At 63.3% G+C, this 26,054-nt stretch carries 21 protein-coding genes; 8 read left to right on the top strand and 13 right to left on the bottom strand.

Going from position 1 to position 26,054, the window contains the following annotated elements; all coding sequences use genetic code 11:
* Positions 1-108 precede the first annotated feature (108 nt).
* Positions 109-909 carry a Cof-type HAD-IIB family hydrolase gene (locus IE125_RS14340; protein ID WP_189445355.1) on the top strand — a complete coding sequence of 267 codons (801 nt, stop codon included), beginning with the start codon at positions 109-111 and terminating at the stop codon, positions 907-909.
* A gap of 49 nt (positions 910-958) precedes the next feature.
* Here the strand turns inward: IE125_RS14340 and IE125_RS14335 are convergent, their stop codons facing one another.
* From IE125_RS14335 to IE125_RS14320, 4 genes are all read right to left on the bottom strand, one after another.
* Positions 959-1,999, bottom strand: a complete 1,041-nt coding sequence (locus tag IE125_RS14335) for a YcjF family protein (protein WP_189445354.1) — start codon at positions 1,997-1,999, stop codon at positions 959-961.
* A complete protein-coding gene (locus IE125_RS14330) occupies positions 1,996-3,387 on the bottom strand; it encodes a YcjX family GTP-binding protein (protein WP_189445353.1) in 1,392 nt (463 codons plus the stop codon). Before IE125_RS14330 ends, IE125_RS14335 begins: the two co-directional genes overlap by 4 nt.
* Before the next feature lie 143 nt (positions 3,388-3,530).
* Entirely contained in the window at positions 3,531-5,126 is a 1,596-nt protein-coding gene (locus tag IE125_RS14325; protein ID WP_189445352.1) for a solute:sodium symporter family transporter, read from the bottom strand.
* Positions 5,127-5,293: 167 nt separating this feature from the next.
* Positions 5,294-6,904: a glucosyltransferase domain-containing protein gene (locus IE125_RS14320; RefSeq protein WP_189445351.1), complete on the bottom strand. Its 1,611-nt coding sequence runs from the start codon at positions 6,902-6,904 to the stop codon at positions 5,294-5,296.
* 333 nt (positions 6,905-7,237) lie between these two features.
* On the opposite strand from IE125_RS14320, the gene IE125_RS14315 reads away from it, so the two are divergent.
* The 6 genes from IE125_RS14315 to IE125_RS14290 all read left to right on the top strand — a co-directional run bounded on the left by IE125_RS14315 (position 7,238) and on the right by IE125_RS14290 (position 16,573).
* Positions 7,238-8,770, top strand: coding sequence for a glucan biosynthesis protein G (locus IE125_RS14315; protein ID WP_229809127.1), 1,533 nt, complete (start codon positions 7,238-7,240; stop codon positions 8,768-8,770).
* Between the two features lie 4 nt (positions 8,771-8,774).
* The gene (mdoH, locus tag IE125_RS14310) at positions 8,775-11,264 is read left to right on the top strand and encodes a glucans biosynthesis glucosyltransferase MdoH (RefSeq protein ID WP_229809126.1); all 2,490 of its coding nucleotides are present in this window, start codon (positions 8,775-8,777) and stop codon (positions 11,262-11,264) included.
* Between the two features lie 152 nt (positions 11,265-11,416).
* On the top strand, positions 11,417-11,659 hold the full coding sequence (locus IE125_RS14305) for a GlsB/YeaQ/YmgE family stress response membrane protein (protein WP_189445348.1): 243 nt from the start codon (positions 11,417-11,419) through the stop codon (positions 11,657-11,659).
* 126 nt (positions 11,660-11,785) lie between these two features.
* Positions 11,786-13,084: an acyltransferase family protein gene (locus tag IE125_RS14300; protein WP_189445347.1), complete on the top strand. Its 1,299-nt coding sequence runs from the start codon at positions 11,786-11,788 to the stop codon at positions 13,082-13,084.
* 143 nt (positions 13,085-13,227) lie between these two features.
* Positions 13,228-15,624 carry a DUF1266 domain-containing protein gene (locus IE125_RS14295; protein ID WP_189445346.1) on the top strand — a complete coding sequence of 799 codons (2,397 nt, stop codon included), beginning with the start codon at positions 13,228-13,230 and terminating at the stop codon, positions 15,622-15,624.
* A 340-nt stretch (positions 15,625-15,964) separates the two neighbouring features.
* Entirely contained in the window at positions 15,965-16,573 is a 609-nt protein-coding gene (locus IE125_RS14290; protein WP_189445345.1) for a C40 family peptidase, read from the top strand.
* A 337-nt stretch (positions 16,574-16,910) separates the two neighbouring features.
* On the opposite strand, the gene slyD is transcribed toward IE125_RS14290, so the two are convergent.
* The gene (gene slyD, locus IE125_RS14285) at positions 16,911-17,393 is read right to left on the bottom strand and encodes a peptidylprolyl isomerase (RefSeq protein ID WP_189445512.1); all 483 of its coding nucleotides are present in this window, start codon (positions 17,391-17,393) and stop codon (positions 16,911-16,913) included.
* Positions 17,394-17,594: 201 nt separating this feature from the next.
* Here slyD and IE125_RS14280 point away from each other — a divergent pair, with 201 nt between their 5' ends.
* Positions 17,595-17,882 carry a hypothetical protein gene (locus IE125_RS14280; RefSeq protein ID WP_189445344.1) on the top strand — a complete coding sequence of 96 codons (288 nt, stop codon included), beginning with the start codon at positions 17,595-17,597 and terminating at the stop codon, positions 17,880-17,882.
* Between the two features lie 117 nt (positions 17,883-17,999).
* Here the strand turns inward: IE125_RS14280 and IE125_RS14275 are convergent, their stop codons facing one another.
* The 8 genes from IE125_RS14275 to IE125_RS14240 all read right to left on the bottom strand — a co-directional run bounded on the left by IE125_RS14275 (position 18,000) and on the right by IE125_RS14240 (position 25,902).
* Positions 18,000-18,986: a lipid A deacylase LpxR family protein gene (locus tag IE125_RS14275; RefSeq protein ID WP_229809125.1), complete on the bottom strand. Its 987-nt coding sequence runs from the start codon at positions 18,984-18,986 to the stop codon at positions 18,000-18,002.
* A gap of 442 nt (positions 18,987-19,428) precedes the next feature.
* Complete coding sequence (locus IE125_RS14270; RefSeq protein ID WP_308430149.1) at positions 19,429-19,896, bottom strand: outer membrane lipoprotein; 468 nt, start codon at positions 19,894-19,896, stop codon at positions 19,429-19,431.
* A gap of 168 nt (positions 19,897-20,064) precedes the next feature.
* On the bottom strand, positions 20,065-21,240 hold the full coding sequence (locus tag IE125_RS14265; protein ID WP_189445343.1) for a cupin domain-containing protein: 1,176 nt from the start codon (positions 21,238-21,240) through the stop codon (positions 20,065-20,067).
* A gap of 29 nt (positions 21,241-21,269) precedes the next feature.
* Complete coding sequence (purB, locus tag IE125_RS14260; protein WP_189445342.1) at positions 21,270-22,640, bottom strand: adenylosuccinate lyase; 1,371 nt, start codon at positions 22,638-22,640, stop codon at positions 21,270-21,272.
* 63 nt (positions 22,641-22,703) lie between these two features.
* Positions 22,704-23,348 (bottom strand): high frequency lysogenization protein HflD, encoded by a 645-nt coding sequence (hflD, locus tag IE125_RS14255; protein WP_189445341.1) that lies wholly within the window; start codon positions 23,346-23,348, stop codon positions 22,704-22,706.
* Positions 23,345-24,547: a tRNA 2-thiouridine(34) synthase MnmA gene (mnmA, locus tag IE125_RS14250; protein WP_189445340.1), complete on the bottom strand. Its 1,203-nt coding sequence runs from the start codon at positions 24,545-24,547 to the stop codon at positions 23,345-23,347. Before mnmA ends, hflD begins: the two co-directional genes overlap by 4 nt.
* Before the next feature lie 143 nt (positions 24,548-24,690).
* Positions 24,691-25,140, bottom strand: coding sequence for an NUDIX domain-containing protein (locus tag IE125_RS14245; RefSeq protein ID WP_189445339.1), 450 nt, complete (start codon positions 25,138-25,140; stop codon positions 24,691-24,693).
* 147 nt (positions 25,141-25,287) lie between these two features.
* Complete coding sequence (locus tag IE125_RS14240; protein WP_189445338.1) at positions 25,288-25,902, bottom strand: pseudouridine synthase; 615 nt, start codon at positions 25,900-25,902, stop codon at positions 25,288-25,290.
* Between the last annotated feature and the right edge of the window lie 152 nt (positions 25,903-26,054).

Raw genomic sequence — 26,054 nt, 5'->3', positions numbered from 1 at the left:
TGACGCCCGTCGCGCCGGCTCCGACACTGCCCTGCTCGAAGCTGCTATGGTTAGCGGCCCGGCACCCGCGTTTGAAGGGGCCTGGTCAAGCTCACGAAAGGAGTTTTCATGGACCCGCATCTGATCGCCAGCGATCTCGACAGTACGCTGCTCGACGCCGAGCACCGCGTCGATGGGCTGACCCGCGAGACGCTACGGACACTAGCCGCGCGGGGGCACAGGATTGCGCTGGCTTCCGGTCGTCACTACCAGGATATCGCCGCGATTCGTCGCCAGCTGGAGATTCCCGCGTGGATCATCAGCAGCAACGGTGCGTATGTCCACGACCCCGAAGACACGGTCGTCAGCGAGACGCTGGTGCCCCCCGAGCGGGTGCGCGAGCTGGTCGATCTGCCGCGACCGGCGGCGGTCAGGCTCAATCTCTACACCCGTGATCGCTGGCTGATCGATGCCGAGGCGCCCGAGTTGCTGCCGCTGCATGCCATGACGGGGTTCACCTATCAGGTCGACGATATGCAGACGGTCGAGCAGGAGTCGATCGGCAAGGTGCTCTACATCGGCGAGCCTGCACTGCTGGCGCCCCTAGAGGCGATCATTCGAAAGCGCCACGGCGACGCGCTTCACGTGACCTATTCGGCAGCCAACTCGCTGGAGATCATGCAGCGCGGTGTCAACAAGGCGACGGCGCTGAGTCGTGCGCTCAAGGCGCTGGATCTGTCGACCGAGCGGGCGCTCGCTTTCGGTGACAACTTCAACGATATCGAAATGCTGACGCTGGTCGGCAATGCCTACGTGGTCGCCAATGCCCATCCCGACGTGGTCGACCAGCTGCCGCGGGCGACACGCATCGGCGCGCATCACGAGTCGGCGGTTGCCCATACCCTGAGGGCGTTCTTCGATCTGACGTGAACCTCGACGCCAGAAGCGGTGCCTCGGACGCTTCGGGAGTCTGTGACGCTCAATCGCCTTTTGCCGAATCATCCAGCCGGCGTAGCTGCTGCCACACCTCTCGGCGAAGGTCGGCGAGCTTCGGCTGCTCCTCGCGGGCGAATGCGATCGGGCGTGTGGTGCGCATGGCGCGAAGGCCCAGCCTCGCGGTCAACAGGCCTGCCCCCAGCCCCTGGCTGGTGCGGGTCGAGAGTTTGGCAGCGAGGTTCATCGACAGCAGATCCATGCCGGCGTCGGAGACCATCTCGCTGGCGCCGGCGAATGCCATGTTGCGCAGCACCTCACGAAACAGCCGCAGGCGGCTCGCGTAGCCGAGTTCGAGCCCGTAGAGCGCGGCGATGCGATCGAGCATGGCAAGATTGCGCCATGCCATCAGCGACATGTCGACCAGCGTCAAAGGACTGACCGCGACCATCACCGCGGTCTCTCCCGACATCCGCGTGACCAGCCGGCGTGCCGCCAGATCTCTGGGGCGCAACAGGTGATAGGCGATCAGTTCACGGGTCTCTCGGGGGCTGTGGTGTGCCTGGTGCGCCTGCCGAAACGACTGCCACTGCGGATGCTCGCGGGAAAGCCCCATCTGCTGGCGCAGCGCGTCGGCGAGTTTCAGGGTGTCCTGTGGCTGACCGTCGTCCGGCGTGTCGTTCCACGCATCGTCCAGCTGCCAGCGCAGGTGAGTGTGGCGCTTCAACTTGCGCAGGCGCCACAGCTCCTTCAGCACGGCGCGACCGCCGAGCCCGATCGCCAACAGACCGACGGCGCTCCAGGCGCCGGATAGCCAGTCGCCGCCGAGCGCGGAGGTATAGAGAGCTTCTCCGGCCTCGAGGGTGCCGAGGCCGAGCGAAGCGCCAAGCACGGCGATCAGACCCCAGCGGCGCTTGCGCGGCGGGACGAGTGCCGCATCGAGCGCAGCCGTGGCGGAATCATCCGGCTCTGGCGCCGGCTGCGAGGCCTGGGTCGGCAGGTAGGTCTGGGCGCTTTTCAATGATTCGGCCGCCGGCTCGCTCGCGTCGTCGAGCGTATAGCGCCGGCCCGGGCGTGGGTCGCTCATCGCAGCTTGTCTCCTATCAGCCACTCCAGCGCGGCGTCCATGCGAATGTGAGGCAGGGCGCCGTCCGCCGGTGCCAGCGGGCGGAAGGCGGTAAAGCTGAAGCCCTGGCGTTCCCAGAAACCGGGGGCAGGCAGCCGAGACGGTACATCGCCGGGGTAGATCAGCAGCGGCTCGTCTTTCAGTCCGTGTCCTCTGAGCACCGGCTGGCGCTTTCCGTTCTCCTCGATCTCGCGCGCGTCGGTGGCTCGGATCGATGCCAGCGAAAACGCACGAACCGGCACGTCGGCATAGCGCAGATCCTTGATCGGTTCGGCGAGCAGAGACTCGAGCAGCGTGACCAGGTGGCCATGCTGATCGGCGGTGACGTGATCGGCCTTGGTGGCGGCAATCGCCAGGCGATCGATGCGTGGCGCAAACAGGCGATTCAGCAGGCTGCGCTTGCCGTAATCGAAGCTTTTCATCAGCGTCGAGAGCGCCAGTGACAGATCCTCGAAGCGCTCGGGGCCTGCATTGAGCGCGCCGAGCACGTCGACCAGCACGATCTGTCGATCGAAGCGGCGAAAATGATCGCGGTAGAACGGTTTGACGACGTGCTGCTGATAGTAGCGAAAGCGCTTGGCCAATGTCTGATAGAGACTGGTGTCCGGCAAGGTTTCCAGCCGCTGGCGGTCTGCCTCGCCAACGCCGGGTAGCGGGAAGAACTGCAGGACCGGCGCGCCCTGAAGATCGCCAGGCAGGAGAAATCTGCCCGGCTGCAGATGCGAAAAGCCGGCTTCGCGGGCGTCTCGCAGCGAGCTCGCGTAGTGCTCGGCGATAGCGGCGAGGCGAGCTTCATCGACCGCGTCCTCGGGCGCGTGAGCCTGGACTGCCTGGCGCCATGGCGCGGCGAACTGCTGGCGGGCCTCGCCCATTGCGGCGAGCTGGGATTCGCTCCAGCTCAGGAAATCATGCTCGAGCAGCGGCAAATCGAGCAACCATTCGCCCGGGTAATCGATCAGATCGAGGGTCAGCGTGCCCGTGCTGCCGAGAAGCCCATGCGCGCGGCGCGTGCGATGCCTGAGTTGCAGCCGCAGCTCGCTGATGCCACGGGTGGGTTCCGGCCATTGCGGCGGCGAGGATTGCAGCGAGGCCATGGCTTCATCGTAGGGAAAGCGCGCAATACCGAGATCGGGCTGTGACACGCGCTGGGCGCCGAGCAGCCTGCCCTCGCGTGCGGATTTGAGCAGGTCCAGGCGGGCATCGATACCGGCGTGTCGAAGCTGGTTGACCAGCGAGGTGAGAAACGCCGTCTTGCCAGCGCGCGAAAGACCGGTCACGGCGAGCCGAAGCTGGCGGTCGCGGCCGCGATCGATCAGATTGTGAATGTCGTGAGTCAGTTGTCGGCGCATCATAAACCCCTGCGTGTACAGGAGAAATGTGCGGGCAAATGGGGCAGGAGGCAAGGGCTGGGCGATAACGAGGCCCCCTGATATGCCGAAGCCCCGCGTCTGGCGGCGGGGCTTCGGCGGATTGCCGTCGATCTCGAGCGCGATCAGCCGGCGAAGGAGAAGTAGATCAGAAAGACGAGAATCAGCAGCACGATGCCCACGGGGACGGCGCCTTTCCAGGGCGTCAGGTCGACCGCCTTGACGTCTTCGTGCACCCAGGCTTCGCGGCGCGGGGCGATCTTGCCGATCAGCAGCATGCCGAGGACCAGAATCACGAAGACGCCAGCCACGAAATGGTACTGATTGGTGATCTCGAGAATGCCGTTGAAAGGCGGCACGAAATAGCCGGCGGCGATCAGCACGATGCCGCCGATCAGACCGAAGATGGCCGCCGACTCCGGCACCCGTTTGGTCAGCAGGCCGACGATCACCACGGCGAGAATCGGGATGAAGTAGATCGCGTTCATCGTCTGCAAATAGTCGAACAGACTGTCCTGGCCGGCCAGCATTGGCGCGATGGCCATGGACGCCACAGCCATGATCCAGCCGAAGACCTTGCCCGAGTTGACCACCTGTTGCTCGGTCGCTTCCTTCTTGAACACACCCTTGTAGATGCCGAGGCTGAACAGCGTCGTGGTGCTGTTGAGCGCGGAGTTGAACGACGACAGGATGGCACCGACCATGACGGCGGCAAAGAAGCCGGTCAGCCACGGCGGCAACAGGTGGAAGACCAGGTAGCCGTAGGCCTGGTCGGCGGCAATGCCCTCGTCGGCGTAGAGCTGGTAGGCAATGATACCGGGCAGTACCAGATAGAGCGGACCGAGAAGCTTGAGGAAGCCGGTCAGCAGCACGCCTTTCTGCCCCTCGGAGAGGCTTTTGGCCGCGAAGGTACGCTGAATGATCTGCTGATTGGTCGCCCAGTAAAACAGGTTGATCAGGAAGACACCGGTGAACAGCGTCGGCCAGGGGACCTGCTGATCGGGGCGCCCCAGCGAGTTGAGTCGCTCGGGCTGGCTCTGCTGGATGGCGTGCCAGCCGGCGGCCACGCCGTTACCGTCGCCGGCAGCGTTCAGGCCGAGGTAGACGATCAGAAAACCGCCGACGAGCAGGCCGATGGCGTTGATCGTGTCGGAGACGGCGACGGTGCGCAGGCCACCGAACAGGGCATAGACCGCCCCGATGATGCCGACACCCCAGACCGTCAGCCATAGTAGCGTGGTGCTGGAGTCGATGCCGGTCAGCACCGGCAGATCGAGCATGCCCTGTAATCCGACAGCGCCGGAGTAGAGAATGATCGGCAGCAGAATGACCGCATAGGCGACGAGAAATATGACGTTGCAGATCAGTTGGGTCGTAGGGCCGAACCGCTCCTGCAGCAGCTGTGGCACCGTGGCGATGCCGCTGCGCAGAAAACGCGGCAGAAAGAAGAGCGCCAGCAGTACCAGCGCGACGACGGCCACGACTTCCCAGGCCATGACGCTGAGGCCGTCGGCGAAGGCGGAGCCGTTCAGGCCGACCATCTGCTCGGTGGAGAGATTGGTCATCAGCAACGAACCGGCGATCAGCGGAAAGCTGAGACTGCGGCCCGCGAGAAAATAGCCACTGGTGTTGCTGAGATCGTCCCGATGCGTGATGCGCCACGTCACGAGAGCGACGAGTCCCGTGAAGAATAGAAACGAGATCAGAGTCCATGCATGCATAGAGGTGTCCTTTTGGAATGCATCCCGATACCGGCACATTTCTTGGCACCGATACCTTTACCTGCGCAGTGTTGGGCAAGTGGTCAAAAACCGCCATTCGCCATTTGTCTGACATAGCTCCGTGAATGTGTAGGCGTTTATGGCAGGGTCAGGAGGGACGCTACAACTCAGTCATCGACGGGCAACTCGGTGGCGGTCAGCGCGCGGTGGCAATCTCCGTCGAGAGCGACGACGTAGTGGCTCTCGAAACGGTACAGGGTGTACCAGGCGCGACGGGAGAGAGGGGGCAGCGAGAGGCAGTGCGCCTCGAATCGGTGGCGCAGGCCCATGTCGTCGGTGAACGCGAAGGTGGCCGGCAGGCCTCGTCGATAGAGATCCTGATAGCCCCACCAGTAGTCACCGCTGAGATAGGGAAAGATCAGCTCGCCGACGATCGGATGCACGGCGATGGCATTGCGCGTGGTGCGTGTGTAGGGCAGCGTCCCATCGATGACCAGCGGTCGAGCCTCGGGCTGTGTGGTCAGATCATCGATGAGGGTGGAAGCCACGTGATCGGCGAACAGCGACTGCTGGCGCTGCGCATTGCCGTAGGCGAAGGAGAGCGTCAGCGGCGTTGCCAGTGCCAGCAGCGTGATCCCGCGACTTAGCCAGATAGCGTTTCCGCCGGGCCAGCGTATTCGTCGCCGCTCGCGTACTCGTTGCGGCACGGCTGGTCGTTGCAGCCCGTGTATTTGTTGCAGCCCACGCAGCACGCAGAACAGGCTGCCCGCGTAGAGCGCGCCGAAGCCGATCATGATGCGCGGACGCCAGATCGGGTCAGCCAGCGCTCCGATGAAGCCTAGCCCGCCCAGCGGCAGGCAGGCCATCACGACCAGCAGGGGTATCAGCGCGGGCCAGCGGCGGTGCCGGGCTGTCTCGACGATCAGCAGTACGGTACCAACGCCGGCGCAGCCCAAAAATAGCCAGAATATCGGCGTGTCCAATTGTCGCATGGCATAGCGCCAGAATCGCCAGTTCTGCTCGACGAGGTGCGAGGGAAGCTGTGCCCAGGGCACCATGGCAGCGTGCGCGACGCTATAGCTACCGCGAACCAGCCAGTCGGCGACCAGTTTGGCGATGAACAGCGCCAGGACTCCGATCGCGAAAGCGGTTCCGTGCCTGGCCCAGTCGGGGCGGCCGAACTGGGCGATGGTCAGTAGAGCGTGCCAGGCGAGCAGCACGAAGAAGACATTGGCAGCCGGTTGATAGAGCAGCAGCGAGGCGAGTAGGGCGCCGCCGCCGCAAAGCCAGCGGAACCTGGCTTGCCAGCAGCAGTCCGGGCGGGGATGGAGCGCCCAGGCAGCCGCGAGGATGGCGCCGGCAAGAGACAGCGCCATCGGTAGCGCATCGAAGTGGTAGGAGAGGTTTTGCAGGAAGAACGGCTGTATGACGAGAATCAGCATTGCCAGCCAGGCCGTGCCGGGGTCAAACTCCTTAAGACGCTCTCGCCAGGCAAGAATCGCTGCGGCGAGAGTGGCAAGCCCCAGCCAAAGGGGTAGCGGCGCGAGGTCGGCGAGTCGTGGTCCGCCGTTGAGGCACGCCATGACGAAGCTTGCCAGCGGCCGACCATTAGAGACCCAGCCCATTTCGCCATGAAAACTGCGCCAGATATCGTCTCTATAGAGGCGGTCAGCCTGGATCAGGGGGTAGCTGAACAAGACGAGATACGCCATTATGCCGAGCCAGCGGCGCAACCGTGGTGTCATCTTTGTCTGCAGTGGGAACGAATCGCTACGCATGCCGTCTCCATATTAGGCTCGCTCCTGGCGAGCCGGCGGCGCGAGACGCCGTGTGGCGACACGGGCTTTCCGCGCCCGCAGTGTAGCGTATGCTAGACTGCCGCAGTACGAAGCATGGAGGCTTCGCTATCCGTCGTCCTTCATCGCGACCTGCCTGCGCAGACCGATGCCGGCATTACGGCAGGCATTGTCGCGAAAGCTGCCGTCGTGAACCGGCGCGGCGCTAACGTCCACCAGCGCGTTGACATCGGCCAAGATAGTTATGACAGGAGTATGAGTGTGAGTGCATCGATCCGGCGAAGTAACCTTGAAAAACGCAAGGCGCTTCTTCCGGTGGCAGTCCTGACCGGACTGCTACTCAGCGGTATCGCCCAGAATGTGTTGGCTTTCGGCTTCGACGACGTCGCGAAAAAGGCCGAAGACCTCTCCCAGCAGGGCTACAGCGAGCCGGAGCAGAACCTCCCCGACGCCTTGCGTAACCTGGATTACGGTCAGTATCAACAGATCCAGTACAAGCGTGATCGCGACGTCTGGAGCGGCGATGGTGTCCCCTTCACCATGAGTTTCTTCCATGAAGGGATGCACTACGACAGCGCGATCCAGCTACATAGCGTCGACGACCAGGGTAGCGTTCACGACTTCGCCTATAACCCGGATGATTTCTCCTACGGCAATCTCGACCTGTCAGATGATGTCAAGAACGACGCCGATCTCGGGATCGCGGGCTTCAAGATCAACTATTCGCTGAACGGCAACAGCCTCAAGGACGAGACCATGGTCTTCCTCGGGGCGAGCTATTTCCGCGTGGTGGGTGCCAACCAGGTTTACGGTGTTTCCGGCCGAGGACTGGCGGTGGATACTGGACTCCCTTCCGGCGAGGAGTTTCCGCGCTTCAAGGAGTTCTGGATCGTCAAACCGACCAAGAGCAGCCAGTATCTGACCATCTTCGCGCTGCTCGACTCGCCGAGTCTGACCGGCGCGTATCGTTTCGTGCTGCGGCCGGGTTCGGACACGGTAGTCGACGTCAAATCGCGTCTTTTCCTGCGACGTGCCGTCGAGAAGCTCGGTGTGGCACCGCTGACCAGCATGTATCTCTACGGTCCCGAGCAGCCATCCTCGACGCTCAACTATCGCCCGGCGATTCATGATTCCAATGGCCTGCTGATCAGCGATTCGCAGAGCGGCTGGACCTGGCGCCCGCTCGCCAATCCGGCGAAGCTGATGATCAACGAGCAGGAAACGCCGCGCCTGCGTGGCTACGGTCTCATGCAGCGCGATCACAAGTTCTCCAGCTACCAGGACCTGGACGCGCGTTACGACCAGCGCCCGAGCGCCTGGATCGAGCCGCAGAACGAGTGGGGTGCGGGCAAGGTCGAGTTGATCCAGATTCCGACGCCGAACGAGACCAACGACAATATCGTCTCGATGTGGCTACCGGATACGGCACCGCAGCCCGGTACGCCGCTGGACTACAACTACCGCTTCACCGTGACCAAGGACGAAAGTCGCTACGCCGACCCGTCGCTGGCCTGGGTCGACCAGACCCGCCGGTCGCGAGGCGAGGTGCAGAAAGATAACCTGGTTCGGGAGGCGGACGGCTCGTTGGCTTTCGTGATCGACTTCAACGGCCCGGCGCTTTCCGGTCTCGATGCCAATGCCAACATCACTGCCCAGGCAAGCGTCGGTGACAATGGCGAACTGGTCGACAGCCACGCCGTGCCCAATCCGGCAACCGGTGGCTGGAGGCTGTTCGTCAAGGTGAAGCGCAGCGACAACAGCCAGCCGCTGGACATCCGCGCGCACCTGAACCAGGGAGATCAGCCGATCTCCGAGACCTGGTACTACCGCCTCCCGGCCAATGGGTGAAGCGATGTCTTCACACAACGTAGCAGCCTCGGCCGAGCACTATCTCGAGCGGCTGGCGCTGGAGGCTCAGGATCGCGAGACGCGCCGGCAGCTGCTGGCCAGTGATCTTGATACTCACGACATGGCGTCGCTGCACGCGGCGCTGGGTGGATACGAGCCAGACCCCGACGATCCTGCGGCGCAGTCCGTGGGACGTCGGCTGGCCCTTGCCTATGCCGAGCCTCCGCTGGCGCCACCCGATGTCCTGTCTACCGATGCGTCGGGTATCACCAGACTGCAGACCGCACCGCCGATGAAGCGTACGGCGCTGGCACCGGAGCAGTGGTCCACTAACCCCTTTGTCCGCTTCGGTCAGCGTTTCAAGAACTGGGTCGGCCGAGGGTTCCGGCGGCGCGAGCGCGAGGCTCGCCCGACGCCGCGCTGGCAGATGATCGCGACGGCGCGTCGCTGGGTGCTGCTGGTACTGATCTTCGGCCAGAGCATCATTGCCGCCAACCAGATGCGCACCGTGCTGCCCTATCAGGGTCAGCAGTGGCTCGAGGTGGCGATTCTGGCGCTGTTCGTGCTGCTGTTCGCCTGGGTCTCTGCCGGTTTCTGGACGGCACTGATGGGGTTCTTCCAGATTCTGCGTGGCCGCGATCGTTACGCGATCGACTCCGAGGTCGGCGACGAGCCGATCCCCGACGAGGCGCGAACCGCGCTGCTGGTGCCGATCTGCAACGAGGACGTGCCCCGTGTGTTCGCCGGCGTCAGAGCGACGCTGGAGTCGCTGCGCCAGAGCGGCAACGATCGGCACTTCGATATCTTCATTCTCAGCGACACCTTCGATCCTGACATCGCCATCCAGGAAACACATGCCTGGCTGGCGCTGTGCCGCGATCTGGAGGCGTTCGGTCAGGTTTTCTATCGGCGACGTCAGCGCCGGGTGAAGCGCAAGAGCGGCAACCTCGACGATTTCTGCCGTCGGTGGGGCGCGCTCTATCGTTACATGCTGGTGCTCGACGCCGACAGTGTCATGAGTGGGGCCTGTCTCACGCGCCTGGTGCAGATGATGGAAGCCCATCCCGATGCCGGTATCGTGCAGACGGCGCCGCGTGCTTCCGGGCGTCTGAACCTCTATGCGCGGATGCAGCAGTTCGCGACACGAGTCTATGGTCCGCTGTTCACGGCGGGGCTCCATTTCTGGCAGCTGGGTGAATCCCACTACTGGGGGCACAACGCGATCATCCGCATGGCGCCATTCATGCGCCATTGCATGCTGGCGCCGCTGCCGGGCAAGGGCTCGATGTCGGGGGAGATTCTCTCGCACGACTTCGTCGAGGCAGCCTTGATGCGCCGCGCGGGTTGGGGCGTATGGATCGCCTACGAGCTGGAGGGTAGCTATGAAGAGATGCCGCCCAATCTGCTCGACGAGCTCAACCGCGACCGTCGGTGGTGCCACGGTAATCTGATGAATTTCCGGCTGTTCTTGTCCAAGGGTATTCATCCGGTGCACCGCGCCGTGTTCCTGACCGGGCTGATGTCCTACATCTCGGCGCCGCTGTGGTTTCTCTTCCTGGTGCTGTCGACGGCGCTACTGGCCGTTCACACGTTGAGTACGCCGAACTATTTCCCCGAACCCGGCATGATGTTTCCAGTCTGGCCGCAGTGGAATCCGACGCTGGCAGTCGGGCTGTTCGGGGCTACCGCCACGCTGCTGTTCCTGCCCAAGGTTTTGAGCGTCGTGGTGGTCTGGGTTCAGGGAAGTCGGCAGTTCGGTGGTCCGTTCAAGGTTTTCCTCAGTATGGTGCTGGAGTCCCTCTTCTCGATGGCGTTGGCGCCGGTCCGGATGCTGTTCCATACCCGGTTCGTGCTCACTTCCGTCCTTGGCTGGGCAATCCAGTGGCGCTCGCCGTCGCGGGAGAATAGCGACACGACCTGGGGTGACGCCATTCGCAACCACTGGAGTCAGACGGTCATCGGCGCGGTCTGGGCGGTTGGGGTCTATTTCATGGAACCGACTTTCCTGTGGTGGCTGTCGCCCATCGTCGGCGCGATGATGCTGTCGATCCCGGTGTCCACGCTCTCCAGTCGCGTGTCTCTGGGCAGCGCCTGCTTTCGGGGAAGACTATTCCGTATTCCGGAAGAGACGCACCCGCCGCGAGTGCTGCGACGCATGGTTCGTCATCTCGGGCGGATGAATGCCGCCGCCCCGACGCCGCACTTCGTTCAGGTGGTAGTCGATCCGGTCTCCAATGCGCTGGCGACGGCGCTCGGTGTCTCGCGTCACGGCAAGGCCGAACCGTTGCGACGGCGCCGCGAGGAGCGTGTGAGTCGGGCGGTGACCGGCGGGCCCGAGACGATGGGGAATCTCGAGCGACTGGCTTTCCTTGATGATCCGGTCATGATGTCTCAGCTGCATTTCCGCGTCTGGAACGACACCGATGCGCATGATGCCTGGCACCGTCACGGTTTGCCCTCGCGCGAATCTCTCAGAGTGCCCGGGTTCGGCTGAAGCACCAATCGATCTTCGACCGGAGGACGGGCCAGCGATCTGCTGGCCCGTTTTTCGTTGAGGCATCGAATCCGTCACGGATTCTGACTACGCTTAACGGGCGGTGCATTAGCCCGCGATCGTATTAAGGTAACGCTTCAAGGAGTGACGCAATGGGATTCATTCTGTGGTTGATCATTGGCGGGATCGCCGGCTGGATTGCCGGTAAAGTGATGCGTGGTGGTGGTTTCGGCATCCTTGGCAATATCGGCGTGGGCATCGTCGGTGCCGTCATCGGGGGCTTTCTGTTCAGCCTGCTGGGGCTCTCTTCCAACGGGTTCATCGGCTCGCTGGTGGTAGCTACCATCGGCGCCATCATCCTTTTGTGGGTTGTGGCCAAGATCAAGAAGGCGTAGTGGCCGGCGCGTGACGGCTGCGAAGAGGGACCAGATAGCGCAGCCGCCACCGCGCTGCGGAAGTCGCTTCTCCGGGCGCCGAATCAGGTACACTAGGCGCCTTTTGATGGCCAGAGACTCGAAGGCATGCCGGAGACGACCGCGACCCCGAAGGTGGCAAAAGAGCGATTCATCGGACTGGAGTGGCTTCGGTTTCTGCTGGGTCTCTACATCGTCATTTTCCACACGCTGCACAATTACCCGTCCATTCGCGAGTGGTCTCACTACGTCACGGATATCGGTTTTTTCTCCACCAGCGCCTTCTTCGTGCTTTCCGGTTTTCTGCTGACCCATGTCTACCTCGACGAGCAGTATCGACTTCGGGAGTCGCCAAAGAGTTTCTGGCTGAAGCGATTCTCGAACCTTTACCCGATCCATATCGGTTCTCTGGTGCTGGCCATGGCCGTCTCGGCGCTGGTCGGCTATCTGGCCATCGCGCCTGGTGACAGCGATATTTCGTTGCGTTTCGTCGTCTACGACGTCAATAACGACGTAGGCCAGCTGAATTGGCAGAGTCTCAATCACACGATGTCGCCGCTGGAAACCGGCATCAATGTGCTGTTGAACCTGACACTGCTGCACGCGTGGAATCCGCTTTACCTGACGTTCAATCCACCATCGTGGTCGATATCGGCGCTATTTTTCTTTTATCTGACCTTTCCCTGGTTGGCTCCACGCCTTCGTCGCGTGCTGCATCCAAGGCGAGCCATCCTGCTGGTGAATTTGATCTACCTTGTGCCACCGCTCTACGTCATCCTGACCACCGACTACGGGGTGCCGGAGACCGGTATCCTGCACCGTAATCCGCTGATTCGGTTACCGGAGTTTGCAGCCGGCATTCTGCTTTACACCTTCTATGCGCTACGCAAGTCGCAGGGGCGCATGATGTCCCGCGGCCAGCGCTATGTGGCGCTGGCGATCATTGCCGTGGCCGTGGTGATCGCCGTCAAGTTGCTGGGGCTCGGTCATGCCTGGTATTACGCGCTCCACAACGGGCTTCTGCTGCCGTTTCAGCTGGCGCTCGTCTACGTCGCGGCGCAGTGGGGAGAGCCGCGTAGCCAGAAACTGAAACGCTGGGCGGCCAGGCTCGGGGGTGCCTCGCTGCCGATGTTTGCGCTGCATGTTCCGCTTTACGCGGTGTTCTCTCGTGTGGAGCGGGTCCTATCCGGCAACCCGGGGCTCTGCGCTACTGACTTCAGTGGGTGTCTCGCGGCCGCCGGGGAGCTGCATCTCTGGCTCTATCCTGTCTTTCTGCTGCTGACGGTGGCGTTCTGTGTGCTGTTCCAGGAGCAGTTCGTCGTGCGTGTGCGCAAGTTCCTGTTAAGGCACCTGCTTCGGCGATCTCCCGACGATCATGTCGCGAATTTGAGCCGGTCGCAGCGCTGACGAAGTGCAGAGTCGTGGTGCAGGCGAGTGTACCGGTTCTCGCTGCCGTGGTTTTCGCTGCTCCGGTTTTCGCTATACTGTGCCGCCATCTTTATGCGCCCGAGCGCTGGGCGCGATGTCACTCGCTTTCATGAGGTTGTCCTTTGCGCGAACTTCTCTCTCGCTGGTGGGCTCGTCAGCTGACTCTCTGCGGCTGGCCGGCTGTCGGCGATCCGCGCCGGGCCCTATCGCGGGACGCTGCCTTCGAGCGTCTCATGGCGGCGGGGATCGGCGATCGCGATGAGTTGACCTGGCGATTGTGGGAGAGCGTGGCTGATGATCATGATCCCGCGCTGGCCCGGCTGGCGGCCCTGGAACTGCTGGCACTCGGTGCGACTCTGGGGTGGATTTCGGCAGCCGCCGAAACGGCCTGGCTGCAGTATCTGGCCACGGAGATCACCCGGCGATACGCCAGCCTGGGGCGCTGGCTCGAGGCGTTGACGGTACATCGCGACCCGATCCTGGGTGAGGCGGCTCAGGATCTGCGGCTGGCCGAGCGTCAGGGACGAGGCGTCGACTGGTCGACGCTGACCGTACGGCTAAATGAGTGTTCCGAGACAGATATCTCGCTTTGGCAGAGTGATCTGTGGCGTGCGCGAGCGGCATTCGCTCCCGTTCTTGACTGGCCAATGAGCTTCTCGGCCGACGAGCAGCGGCTGCGTCAACGGCTGTTGCGTGAAGAGGGGGAGGTGAGTGATCGCGCGGGGTTGATGGCCTCGCTTTGGTGGCTGTCTGCTCAGGGTGACCGCTATGGCTGGGACATGGATGCCAGGCGACTGGCCCGGGAGGGTCAGTCCGAGGCCCTCACCTGGCTTTCCACGCTGGGCGAGCAGCGTGATTACGGCCGCGTGCTGCTGGCGTTTCTCGCCGATGGAGAACCACTGGACTGGGCGGCCTGGGACTGGCTTCGTCTGATCGATCAGGCCTACTGGGGGCACGCGGCAGGCTGGCTCGGCGAGGACGAGGCGGCGGCATTTGCCGCGCATGCGCTTGATTTGCTGCAGCAGCGCTATGCTGACTGGCGAGAGGTTGCGAAAGCCTATCAGCGCGGGCGCAGCCTGTTCGAGGGCCGCGATCAGCGAGCGCAGTTCGATGCCGACTGGGAGCGCCTGTTGATCTCCCCGGTCAGTCCCTGGCAGAAGCCGCTTGGCGAGGTGCTGAGCGTCTCTCGGCGTGAGGCGGCGCGGGCCCGCGTCCGTCAACGAGAAGATTCCGCCGATGCCTGGGTGCTGGCGATCGCCGCCGTGAGAGAGCCCGATCTCGTTCACCGAAGAGGGTTGGATGACGCGGTCGTTCCCCAGCGCCGCGAAGAGGCGTGCCGCTACCTGGACGACGTGCTGGGACTACGCGAAGACGAGGGCATCGACGGGCTCAGCCGATTCTGGATGCCGGCGCAGGCGCATCACCTGAACCAGCTGGCCGCGGATGCCAGAGCGAGAGGGGGGCGCCAGCGAGCCCTCGCCGCCTGTGCCGAACATGCCGCTACCATCGTCATGGCGGAGAAATACGCGTTCTATCTGCTGATGGCCGCCGACAGCGGCCGTTATGCGGCAGGGCAGATCGAGTCGCTGGCCCGAGCGTTTCGTGATGTGCTTAGCCGGTTCTACGTATCGCCCGAGCAGATGCTGAAGGCCTGGCAGGCGTGGGAAGCCGCCCTGTCGGGCGAAGAGCCGATGGACGAGGCACCGCTGGCCGATGACCTGGCGTGGCATCTTGCGGACCCCGGCTCGAGATTCGTCGCGCTGACGCCGTCTGCTGCGTTGATCTGGCAAGAGCCCGGGCCCCGCCCGACGCTATCGCGCTTCACGGCGATCGCGCTGGCCGGGCCGCTCAACGAAGCGCTCTGGCAGACGCCGCGTCCCGTGTCATTCCAGGAGCGTCAGGCGCTCGCCGACTGGCTGGATATGCAGTACGGGCTCCAGGGCGCCGAGGGGTTGGCGAACTTTCTCGATTTCCTGGTCGAAGCCGGTGATCGGCAGGAATATCAGATCAACTATGCGCCTTACACGCTGAATCGTGCGCGCCTCGAGGCGGAAATCGCGATCCTCGAATCGGGGGAATGCGGGGACGAGGAGCGAGTTCATCTGGCCCGTCTGCAACGGGTTCGGGACAACGATGCGCACTGCAACGACGTGGACATGACGGCCTGGGATGCGGCGCAACTGGTCGATCTGGCACTAGCCGGTCGGCAGCTTGGCTGGCTCGATGAGTCCCGGCTCGGGCACTATCTCGATAGCGCCTCTCGCCTCGCCGGCAGCCGCTACAGCGGCTGGCGAGACTACGCGGAGGGGCTCTTCAGCGGCTTCGCCTTCTTCATGGACAATACGCCGGAACGTGGGGCATTTCTGGTACGTTTTCGCGAGGCTCTAAATGCCTGGCTCAATGCCGAACCCCTGCTCGCCGGCGCCTGGGCGAGCCTCGATTTTCCTGCCAGCGCCGGGTCTCATTGGACGCCGCTACACATCGACATTCTTCCCGGCGAGCCAGAACATCTGCACTGATGGCGTGGTGCGGGCAGGAGCTAGTTGACCGCTGTTCGTCGTCTGGCAGCAGCCGAATATCACGAAACGCTGTTCGTTAACGTGAAAGGTATCGCCAAGTCAATCGTGATGACATATGATCCTCGCTGTGCTACGCCCATCGATTCGCGGCGTGGCTTTTTTATGTTCCATTACTGATGATTCGAGCCGAATCCAGCAGGCCGTTTTGGCGGTGATACGCGGCAACCGCTGCCGAGGTGTCACCACCACAGCGACTCGATTTGCCCGGCGAACAGACGCGTTCTGGTCGAAGAGAGGCAACGTACCCGTGGCGGCTCGCAGGCGAACGAGGTTGCGCTGCATGCTGAAACGCACTGCCGTGGGGATGGCGCTGGCGTTGGTCATTACCGGTTGCTCAGCCCCCGTAAAACAACAACAAGTCAACGCGCAGTATGCGCTCCCGCTGGTCAACGCTCCCGCTGTCGCTCGAACCTCGACGCGCAGCCAGTCGGCGACTCAGTCTTTCCAGGACTTCAAGCCCCACCTCGTTTCGCCTGCCGTGATCCGGGAAGCGCTGCTCGACGAGCATGACCGCTGGGTGGGTACGCCCTACGTGCTGGGCGGCACGACTCACCATGGCATCGACTGTTCGGCGTTGATGCAGCACATCTTCGGTGAGGCGTTCGCGCTGCATCTGCCACGCACCACGGAGCAGCAGGTGCAGGAGGGCAGTCGAGTCAAGGAGTCGGATCTGAAAGCCGGCGATCTCGTCTTCTTCCGTCCGCCGGGTCCCTACAATCACGTTGGCGTCTACGTCGGCGACGGGTACTTCCTCCACGCGTCGTCGTCGCGAGGCGTCAAGCTATCGCGGCTCGATAACGTCTACTGGAAGCGCTACTACTGGCAGGCGCGTCGCCCCGTCGCGCAGACGCAGTTGGCTCAGCGGGTGATGCTGGCAAGCGAAGGGTAATCGTCACGCGTCGAGACACGCGCTGTCGCTACGCTTCCGGTATCGCTGGTGCTTTTCGAATCGCTGGTGCTTGAGCGCGTGAACCGTTCGGCAACGAATAAGGGCAACCCTGACGGGGTTGCCCTTTTTCGTTGATCTCACCCGAGGATGAGTCGGCACAATCACTGACGGCGGTCAGCTCTGGCCAGGAGCACTGTCGAGCAACCGCTGATCCGAGTATCTCGAGCTCGGACTCGCATTGCGCGAATCCGAGCCGGCCGTTGTGTCATGTGATTTGACCAAGGCCGAACGAGGCGATACTGAGTGGACCAGTGCAGAGTGGATCAGTACTGACGGATCAGTGCTGATGACCACCTTCACCATGCACGTGACCATGAGACACTTCTTCTTCGGTCGCTTCACGCACTTCGGTGATCTCGACATCGAAGTTCAGCTTCTCACCGGCCAGCGGGTGATTGCCGTCGACGGTAACCGTGTCACCTTCGACCTTGGTCACCGTGACCATCAGCGGGCCTTCCTGGGTCTGGGCCTGGAACTGCATGCCCGGCTGGACTTCATCGACACCCTGGAAAGCGTCGCGCGGTACTTCCTGGACAAGCGCTGGCTGAACTTCACCGTAGCCTTCGCCCGGTTCGACCGCTACCTGCAGCTTCTCACCGCTGCCACGGCCCTCGAGCTCTTTCTCGAGCCCCGGGATGATGTTGCCCGCGCCGTGTAGGTAGGTCAGCGGATCGCGACCTTCCGAGCTGTCCAGCACCTCTCCTGCATCATTGGTCAGTTTATAGTGGAACGCGACCACGGAGTTCTGGGCAATCTGCATCTTGAAACCTTTGCGTTTGTGCATGTCACCCATATCCTAACGTGATGTAGCCTTTCTGTCAGGTCGAGATCGTCTAGGCTCGGGCTGTCCGAAGCGTCGATGCGCGAGTGACAGCCGGCGTCTGGCTGGTTGCGCCGCTACCGGGGGCTGGTTACCCTGCCGATGAAGAAACCGTGATCCGAGGGTGAGGAGAAGTTCGTCATGACCGTTTTTATCGTTTGGCTCATTGCCTTCGCTGTCGTCCTTCTGCTGTCCTTGAAGGCGTGGGAAGGAAGTCTCGGGCGATTTGCCCAGCGCCGTCTACCGACTCAGTTGCAGGGAGATCCGTCGCAGGATCGTTGGGTGGTGTCGGTGGCTCTTGCGGTGCTGGCGGCAACGTTCATCGTCAAGCCGGTGTCGATGCTGATGACTCTGATACTGCTGGCGATCGTGATCTGGGTGGGAACGCGCCTAACCTGCTGGGCCATGCGCAAGGTCAAGCTGCACTGAATACGATCACGCCACCGAGAGGGTGGTGACGTGATTCAAGAGAGTCAGGGGATGCCGATTGGCATCCCTTTTTTGCGATACGTTCAAAGCGGGGTAGCGATCCCGGAACAATCGGGCTTACAGCCAGGTCGAGACCGTGATCGAGCCGAACTGGTCGCTGTCGTCCTGCTCTTCGAATTCGTGGGTGCGCCATACCGTACTGAACGTCAGCTGCCAGCGATCCCACGAAAACGCGGCCCCGAGTTGACCGTCGCCTACCCAGGGGCGCCGGTCGACCGAATGGCTGTCCTCGAAGGTGTTGCCGTCGAGCAGCATGTTATGTGCGATGAAGCGGCCCTCGAGATTGGCGAACAGATACCAGTTGAAGCCGCTGTTTTCGGTGAAGAACACGCGGCTGCCCTGGGCCGGCGCCACCGCGGGGATACCGAAGCTCTTGTCCAGCCCCTGACCCACTCTCAGGCCCAGGCCAGAAGAAGCGTAGGTATAGAGATTGCCGACGGCGACGCCCACGGATGGACCATATTCCGCCTCCAGCGCGCCGATCTGGCCTGGCTTCCACCACGCGGTTTCGTAGGCCACGTTGGCGAAGGGCTCGTTATGCAGCTGATTGTGCCAACCTTCCGGCTCGTCGCTGCCGATCAGGTGGTGAAAGTTGTTCTGGACCGTGTGGCCACCGGCGCCGGGGCCCACGAGGCCAACATCCAGATAGAGCCCGGTGGTGCGACGCCATCCGGGCAGCCGTTCGTCGTCGAACAGCGAGAGCCCCGCATAGAGGACGCCGGCATAGGGTCGGTCGTCTTCGATCAGCCGACGCTCGTCGATGTCTTCCGGGGTGTAGATCTGCTGACCCAGCCGGTAGGCGGCGCCGTCCAGCGACGAGGCGCTCCAGCCGGGGAGACGATCGGCGAGGGCGCGCGTCCAGTGGTCGGCTGACGGTTCGAATGACCAGTCGAGCTCGACGCCGTTGGTATAGTGGCCGTCACCACCGCTGGCAAACAGGTCGTTTTCCGACTTCAAGGTCAAGATGCCATTAGCCCACACGCTCGTGGAGATGGCAGTCAGCGCCATGACGACGCCGGAGCGAGCGAGTATGAGTCCCTTCATGTCTCGTGTTGTTCCCTTTCACGCGTGTAAGAAGATCCATCACATACAATAGCGTATGTAAATCGCGCCCGACAGCGTAAATTAGTATCAGGCTAATCGGTTTCATCAACTGTCGAGGGCGGGCGTGACGAGCCGAAGGATAGGGCACTTGACCGCAGTGGCATCGGCGCTGCTCAAATCGGCTGGAAGGCCGAACACTCAGGCGGCTCGGCAAGAGATATCGAAAAACGCGGGAGCACGATATTCGATCGTGCTGGGGCGAAGGATGAAAGTGGAGGGAGTCGAACGCAACAACGTAGGCAAAGAGACCACGCTCGTACCCGAAGCGCTGTCCGCTTTGCGCAAGAGGGTCGTCGCTTCCGTGCCGCGAACCGGGAGGCTAGCGTCAGAACCCACGACGGCGCCCGAAGGCGCCGCCATGGCTGGAGACGGATCGGTTGTCTCAGTAGGGCGCCACGCTGACACTGGAGCCGCTGGCCACCAGCTTGACGCGCTGACCGACCTGCCAGTTGCGGTCCGCCTTCTGGACCACGACGACGCTCTGGCCGCTGTCCTGGCGAATTTCCAGCTCGTAACCATCGACGCGGTCGGTGGCTTGCTGAATCTTGCTGCCCGCCACGGTGCCGCCGATGGCGCCGGCCGCCGTCGCCAACGTTCGCCCGGAGCCGCCGCCGACCTGGTTGCCCAGCAGGCCGCCGATGACCGCACCGCCCAGGCTACCCAGCACGCTTTCCCCGTTGCCGCCCTGAATCTGTACCGGCCGGACCGACTGGATGGTGCCGTAGCTGACCGACTGCGCGGTGCCAGCCTGATCGCCGCGGTAGACGTCTCCGGAGTAGGTGGAGGTGTTGGTACACCCGGCCAGGGCCAGCAAGCTCATGACGAGAGCGGGAGCGATGAGTCGTTTCATGATCGATTCTCCTGAACATCCAGCAATGGCGTCGAGTGACGCACCGACAAACGATGCCATGCATGGTAAAACAGTGTTTCTTAACGAGTCCAGCAACTGCTGTCGGGGCAGCCGAGTAGCGGTCGCCACGTCAGTGTAGGACGCATTGATGAGTTTCGCCGTACGTCGTCAGCCTGGTACGTCCTCTTCGCCGAGGCTGCCGCTGTCAAGCAGGGTAGCGGCAACGCGCTCGCCGTCGGGGAAGGACAGCAGGTCACGACCGATGACGGGATTGGCGGCGATGAAGCTCGCCAGTGCCGGTGTGCAGGCCACCGCGTCCCCGTCGGCGAAAAGCGTTGCCCGCTCGCCGTCGAGCTGACGCCAGGCAAATCGAGAGCCGAGGCTGTGGACGAGCGTGGTCCCGCGCTCCAGCGCTGCCCGCAGATCGGCAGGGCGGGTCGGCGTTTCGTTGGGCACGAGCTGGTCGAGGTACTTGGGCTGAGTCATGGCACGGCCGAACCACTGGGCGATCTGGTCTGGCCGGTCGATCGCTTCCAGCAGGAGCGCGCGAACGCGCGCCACGGCCATGTCGTCGATCTCGCCGGCCCGCAGCGAAGGCTGAAGATCCGGATCGCCGTAGCGCTGACTGTCGCCGAGCTGTTCACCGACATAGTCGGCAAAGGCGGTGACGATCTCGTCGGCCGAGGGGGCACGGAAACCGATCGAAAAGGTGAGGCAGTCATCGGATTGGCTCACGCCGTGATGCGCAACGCCCGGTGGCAGGTAGAGCATGTCTCCCGGCTCCAGTACCCAGTCCTGCCCCGGTTCCACGGTAAATGTCTCCAGGATTCGCAGGTCGATGCCTGGAATGAGCGGTGCCTCGGCGCCGGGGTTGCCGCCCAGCTGCCAGTGCCGTTGGCCGCTCGCCTGCAGCAGAAAGACATCGTACTGATCGACATGGGCGCCGACACTGCCGCCTGGCGGTGCATAGCTGACCATGACGTCATCGAGACGCCAGCGTGGTAGGAAGTCGAACTGCTCGAGAAGCTCGGAGACTTCCGGGACATAATGATCGACCGCTTGTACCAGCAGCGACCAGCCGCTCTCCGGCAGGCGAGAGAACGTGGCGTCATCGAACGGCCCGTGGCTGACCTGCCACGCCTTGTCAGGGCCTCGTTCCTCCACCAGCCTGGCCTCGATGCCCTCCTCGCAGGCGAGTCCTGCGAGGTCGTCCGGTTCGAGCGGCGACGTGAAATCCGGCAGCGCACCGCGGATCAACAGCGGCGATTTCTGCCAGTGGCGGCTCAGGAACTGCGCCGGCGTGAGACCACCGAGCAAGGTGCGTGGCGTATTGGCTGCGGTCATCCTGTCCTCCTTAAGCCTTTAGCGGATTGTCAGAGCGCCTTGGCCTGCTCGACGGCGTTGCCGATGTAGGTAGCAGGCGTCATCGCCTTGAGCTCGGCCTTGACCTCGTCGGGCAGCGCGAGCGTCTCGATGAAGGCGGCAAATCCGGCCTGATCGATACGCTTGCCGCGGGTCAGCTCCTTGAGCTTTTCGTAGGGCTTCTCGATACCGTAGCGGCGCATGACCGTCTGGATCGGCTCGGCGAGGACCTCCCAGCTATGATCGAGATCATCGTCCAGGCGGGCAGGGTTGGCTTCGAGCTTGCCGATGCCCTTGAGCGCCGCCTCATAGGCGATCAGACCGTAGGCCAGACCGACCCCAAGGTTGCGCAGCACGGTGGAATCGGTGAGGTCCCGCTGCCAGCGCGAGATCGGCAGCTTGCGCGCGAGGTGGTCGAGCAGTGCGTTGGAGAGGCCGAGATTGCCCTCGGAATTCTCGAAGTCGATCGGGTTGACCTTGTGCGGCATGGTCGATGAGCCGATTTCGCCGGCCACCGTCTTCTGCTTGAAATAGCCGAGCGAGATATAGCCCCAGACGTCGCGGTCGAAATCGATCAGGATCGTATTGAAGCGGCTGATCGCATCGAACAGCTCGGCGATGTAATCGTGCGGCTCGATCTGCGTCGTGTAGGGATTGAAGGTAAGGCCCAGGGACTCGACGAAAGCGCGCGCATTCTCCGCCCAGTCGATTTCGGGATAGGTCGCCAGGTGGGCATTGTAGTTGCCGACGGCGCCGTTGATCTTGCCGAGGAGCTCCACCGACTCGATCTGCTTGAGCTGGCGGCGCAGCCGGTAAGCGACGTTGGCCATCTCCTTGCCAAGCGTAGTGGGGCTGGCGGTCTGGCCGTGCGTGCGCGAGAGCATCGGCTGCGTGGCGTGTTCTTCTGCCAGCTTGGCGATCGATGCCTCGACCTGGCGCATGGTCGGCAGCAGCGTCTCCAGGCCGTCCCGCATCATCAGCGCATAGGAGAGGTTGTTGATGTCCTCGCTGGTGCAGGCGAAATGCACGAATTCGGTGACGGCGTGGAGCTCGGGCTGATCGGCGATCGCTTCCTTGAGGAAGTACTCGACTGCCTTGACGTCGTGATTGGTGGTGCGCTCGATGGTCTTGATGCGCTCGGCATCGGTCACGGAAAACGATTTGACCAGCGTATCGAGAAACGTCTGGGCCTCGGCCGATAGCGGTGGTACCTCGGTAACGCCAGGGTGCGCCGCCAACCGCTCCAGCCAGCGGACCTCGACCGTGACGCGCGCTCGAATCAGGCCGAATTCGCTGAAGTGTTCTCGCAGTGGCGCGGCCTTGGCGGCGTAGCGCCCATCGACGGGGGAGAGGGCAGTCAGGGCGGAAAGTTCGGTCATCATGGGTTCCCGGAACGTTGCAAGACGAGCTCATGGGCTCGTCCTGGGAGAGAAAAGGGTTAGGCGTCAGTGCGAGTCGAGCTCGCGCAGCGCGCGCTTGATCGCGCTGCGCTGAAAGACCAGGCGCCAGCGACGTCCACCTTGCTGATGCCACAGCAGCGCGAAGCGCACGCCGCCGAGCAGCGCCGTGCGGATGCGTTCTGGCATCATGCTGCTTTGCAGCAGGCTCGGTTCGCCCTGCACGACGATGCGGTAGCGGAACGTCGACAGGGTTTCCTGGTACAGCTCGCCGAGACTGGCCACGACATTTTCGTGAGTATCGCCAAAATGCGCAGCCTGGGACTGCACGCGCTGCAGGCGCTCGCCCAGTGTCTGCATCATCGCGCTGTCCTTGCGCAGCTTCTGCATCAACAGCACCATCGAAAAGCCGTAGCGCATGACGGCGGGCTCTGTCGGCTGGCGAGACATGACCGCCTGCAGCGTGTCGATTCCCAGGCGCAGGTTGTTATGGTGACCGCCGTAGATCGCCTCGAAACTGGGCGGGTCCGTGTCCAACGTGGCGCGGACCAGCGTGCTCCAGGCACGCTCGTCGCACTGCCCCGTGCGGGCGAGCTGGTCGACCACGGCTGCCGCTTGGAAGACGCCGGCCAGCGCCAGCGCCTGGCGCGCGTTGCCGTCAAGCGGCGCCGATTGAATGGGCGTCGGATTCATGCGGAGCGAAGACTCCTGGACGAGTGATCGAGGGTCGTGGGCGTGGTGGCGTCCGAAAGCTCCGGGGCGCGGATGACCGCTCCGCCCAGGCAGACATCGCCATCGTAAAGCACCAGCGACTGTCCGGGCGTCACGGCGCGCTGAGGATCGTCGAACTCGACCTTCAGTCCGCCGTCCGCGATCGGTTCGACCCGGCACGGCACGTCCTGCTGGCGATAGCGCGTCTTGGCGCGCAGGCGCTCCTTCTGCGGAGGCTCGCCGGCGACCCAAGCCGGTGGCTCGCAATAGGCCGTGGTGGTGTAGAGCAGCGGATGTTCGCCCTGCACCACGATGAGGACGTTGCGCTCCAGGTCCTTGGCCGCAACGAACCACGGATCTTCACCGTGTGTCTTGAGGCCGCCGATGCCCAGACCGCGCCGCTGTCCCAGGGTGTAGTACATCAGCCCCATGTGCTCACCGACGTCTTCGCCGTCGGCCGTCTCGATGCGCCCCGGCTGCGCCGGCAGATACTGCTTGAGAAAGTCGCTGAACCGGCGTTCACCGATGAAACAGATGCCGGTCGAGTCTTTCTTGCGCGCGGTTGCCAGACCGTGGCGTTCGGCGAGCGCCCTGACCTCGGGCTTTTCCAGCTCACCGACGGGGAACAGGGTGCGAGCGATAGCGGCGCCAGGCACGGCGTGCAGGAAATAGCTCTGATCCTTGTTGCCATCGAGCCCCTTGAGCAGCTCGGCCTGACCACTATCGGAGAGTCGACGGCGCACGTAATGGCCCGTGGCGATCAGGTCGGCACCCAGCATCTCTGCGTAGTCGAGAAAGACCTTGAACTTGATCTCGCGGTTGCAAAGGATGTCCGGATTCGGGGTTCGCCCCGCCTGATACTCGGCCAGGAAATGCTCGAAGACGTTATCCCAGTACTCGGCGGCGAAATTGGCCGTGTGGAGCTTGATCCCGAGCGTGGCGCAGACGGCCTCGGCATCCGCCAGGTCGGCCATGGCAGTACAATAGTCGGTGCCGTCATCCTCGTCCCAGTTCTTCATGAACAGGCCTTCGACGTGATAGCCCTGTTCCAGTAGAAGCAGGGCCGTCACCGAAGAGTCGACGCCGCCGGACATGCCGACGATGACCGTTTCTCGGCTAGCAGCGGTGGCCGTTTCTCGGCCGGCAGTAGCCTTTTCTCGAGAGGGGCTGGGGTGCGTCATGGCGTTTTCCGGGCGATGGTCGCAATCAGGCGCGATGCACGCGCCGCTCCTGCCCCCTATCTTGGCAGCAGGACTTCAAAATGGCCGAGGATTATAGCCGAATTGGCGGGTCGGCATCGAGCCTCGCCGAACACGGGGGCCTGTCAGCGCTCGCGAATGATATCGAGCGGGTGGAGCCGGCCGTCTCGCGTATCGCGCAACCGCTGCATGACGACCGGACTGCGCAGCCGGCGTTCGCGTGCGAGATCGTCGATCTCGTCCAGCGTCAGCCAGTGAGTGGCGACGATGCCCTTGTCGAGGGGTGTCCCCAGATGGGCGAGCGGCAGGCCGACGAAGGCGTGGCTGTGGAACGTCAGTCCATCGGTCGTCTGGTGGATATAAAGGCCGAGGTAATCGGTGATGGCGACCTGCCAGGCTGACTCTTCGCGAACTTCCCGCTCGGCCGCGGCGACCAGTCGCTCGCCGCGCTCCAGGTGGCCTGCCGGCTGATTGAAGAGACTGAATGGGCCGCCGCGATCCTCCTCGACCATCAGATAACGGCCGGCGCGTTCGATCACGACGGCGACTGTCACGCGAGGTGTCCAGCGGTTCATTGCGTTTCTACTCCGTACTCGAATCGGCGCTCGCCCCGCGGGACGAGTTCAAGCCCGATCATACTCGGTCTTTGCCGATGCGAAAGTCTCTGCCCGGCGCGAACGATGCCATAGGGATCAGAACGCGATTCGCGGCGGGCTGAGAGTCTAGCGGCGTCGCGACCGCGTTCGGGGTCGTCGCGCGTCGATTCCCGGCCGCTGGCGCTGGCCTGCATTCGGCGCGTTGAGCGTCTCGCGACGCCACCGGCCAGGTTCGAGCCCGTCGAGCGTCCAGGGTCCGATCGCTGCACGAATCAGACGCAGCGTCGGATGGCCGATATGAGCGGTCATGCGGCGAACCTGGCGATTGCGGCCCTCACGCAGCTCGATCTCGAGCCAGGTCGTAGGGATCGACTCCCGATATCTCACCGGCGGGTGGCGTGCAGCCGGGTAAGGCGCACCAAGGCGGTCGACCCGTGCTGGCCGCGTCGGTCCATCCTTCAGCTGGACCCCCGTGCGCAGCGCCTGCAGTGCGCGCTCCTCGGGAATGCCCTCGACCTGCACCCAGTAACGTTTGGCCAGCTTGTGGGCGGGGTCGCTGATGCGATGGATCAGGGCGCCGTCGTCGGTGAGCAGTAGCAGGCCCTCGGAGTCATAGTCGAGGCGGCCGGCCGCGTAGACGTTCGGCACCGGCAGGTAGTCCGCGAGGGTAGCGCGGCCTCGATCATCCGTGAACTGGCACAGCACCTGGTAGGGTTTGTTTAGCAGATAGATTTGGCTCATGAGTGAAACGCGGGCCCCGGTAGATAGAGGCATTAGCTTATCGGCGGTCGACCGGCATCGCGAGCCGGGGGCTGATGCCTCGGGAGGAACGGCGTCGTCGCCACAAAGAGTATTTTCCGACAACGCTTGCATACCGGCGACATCGGCCGCAT

It is taken from the genome of Salinicola rhizosphaerae (assembly GCF_014652715.1).
Taxonomy (GTDB): Bacteria; Pseudomonadota; Gammaproteobacteria; order Pseudomonadales; family Halomonadaceae; genus Salinicola; species Salinicola rhizosphaerae.
Note: the sequence above shows the minus strand (reverse complement) of the source record. Positions and strands in the feature narration are given on the sequence as shown.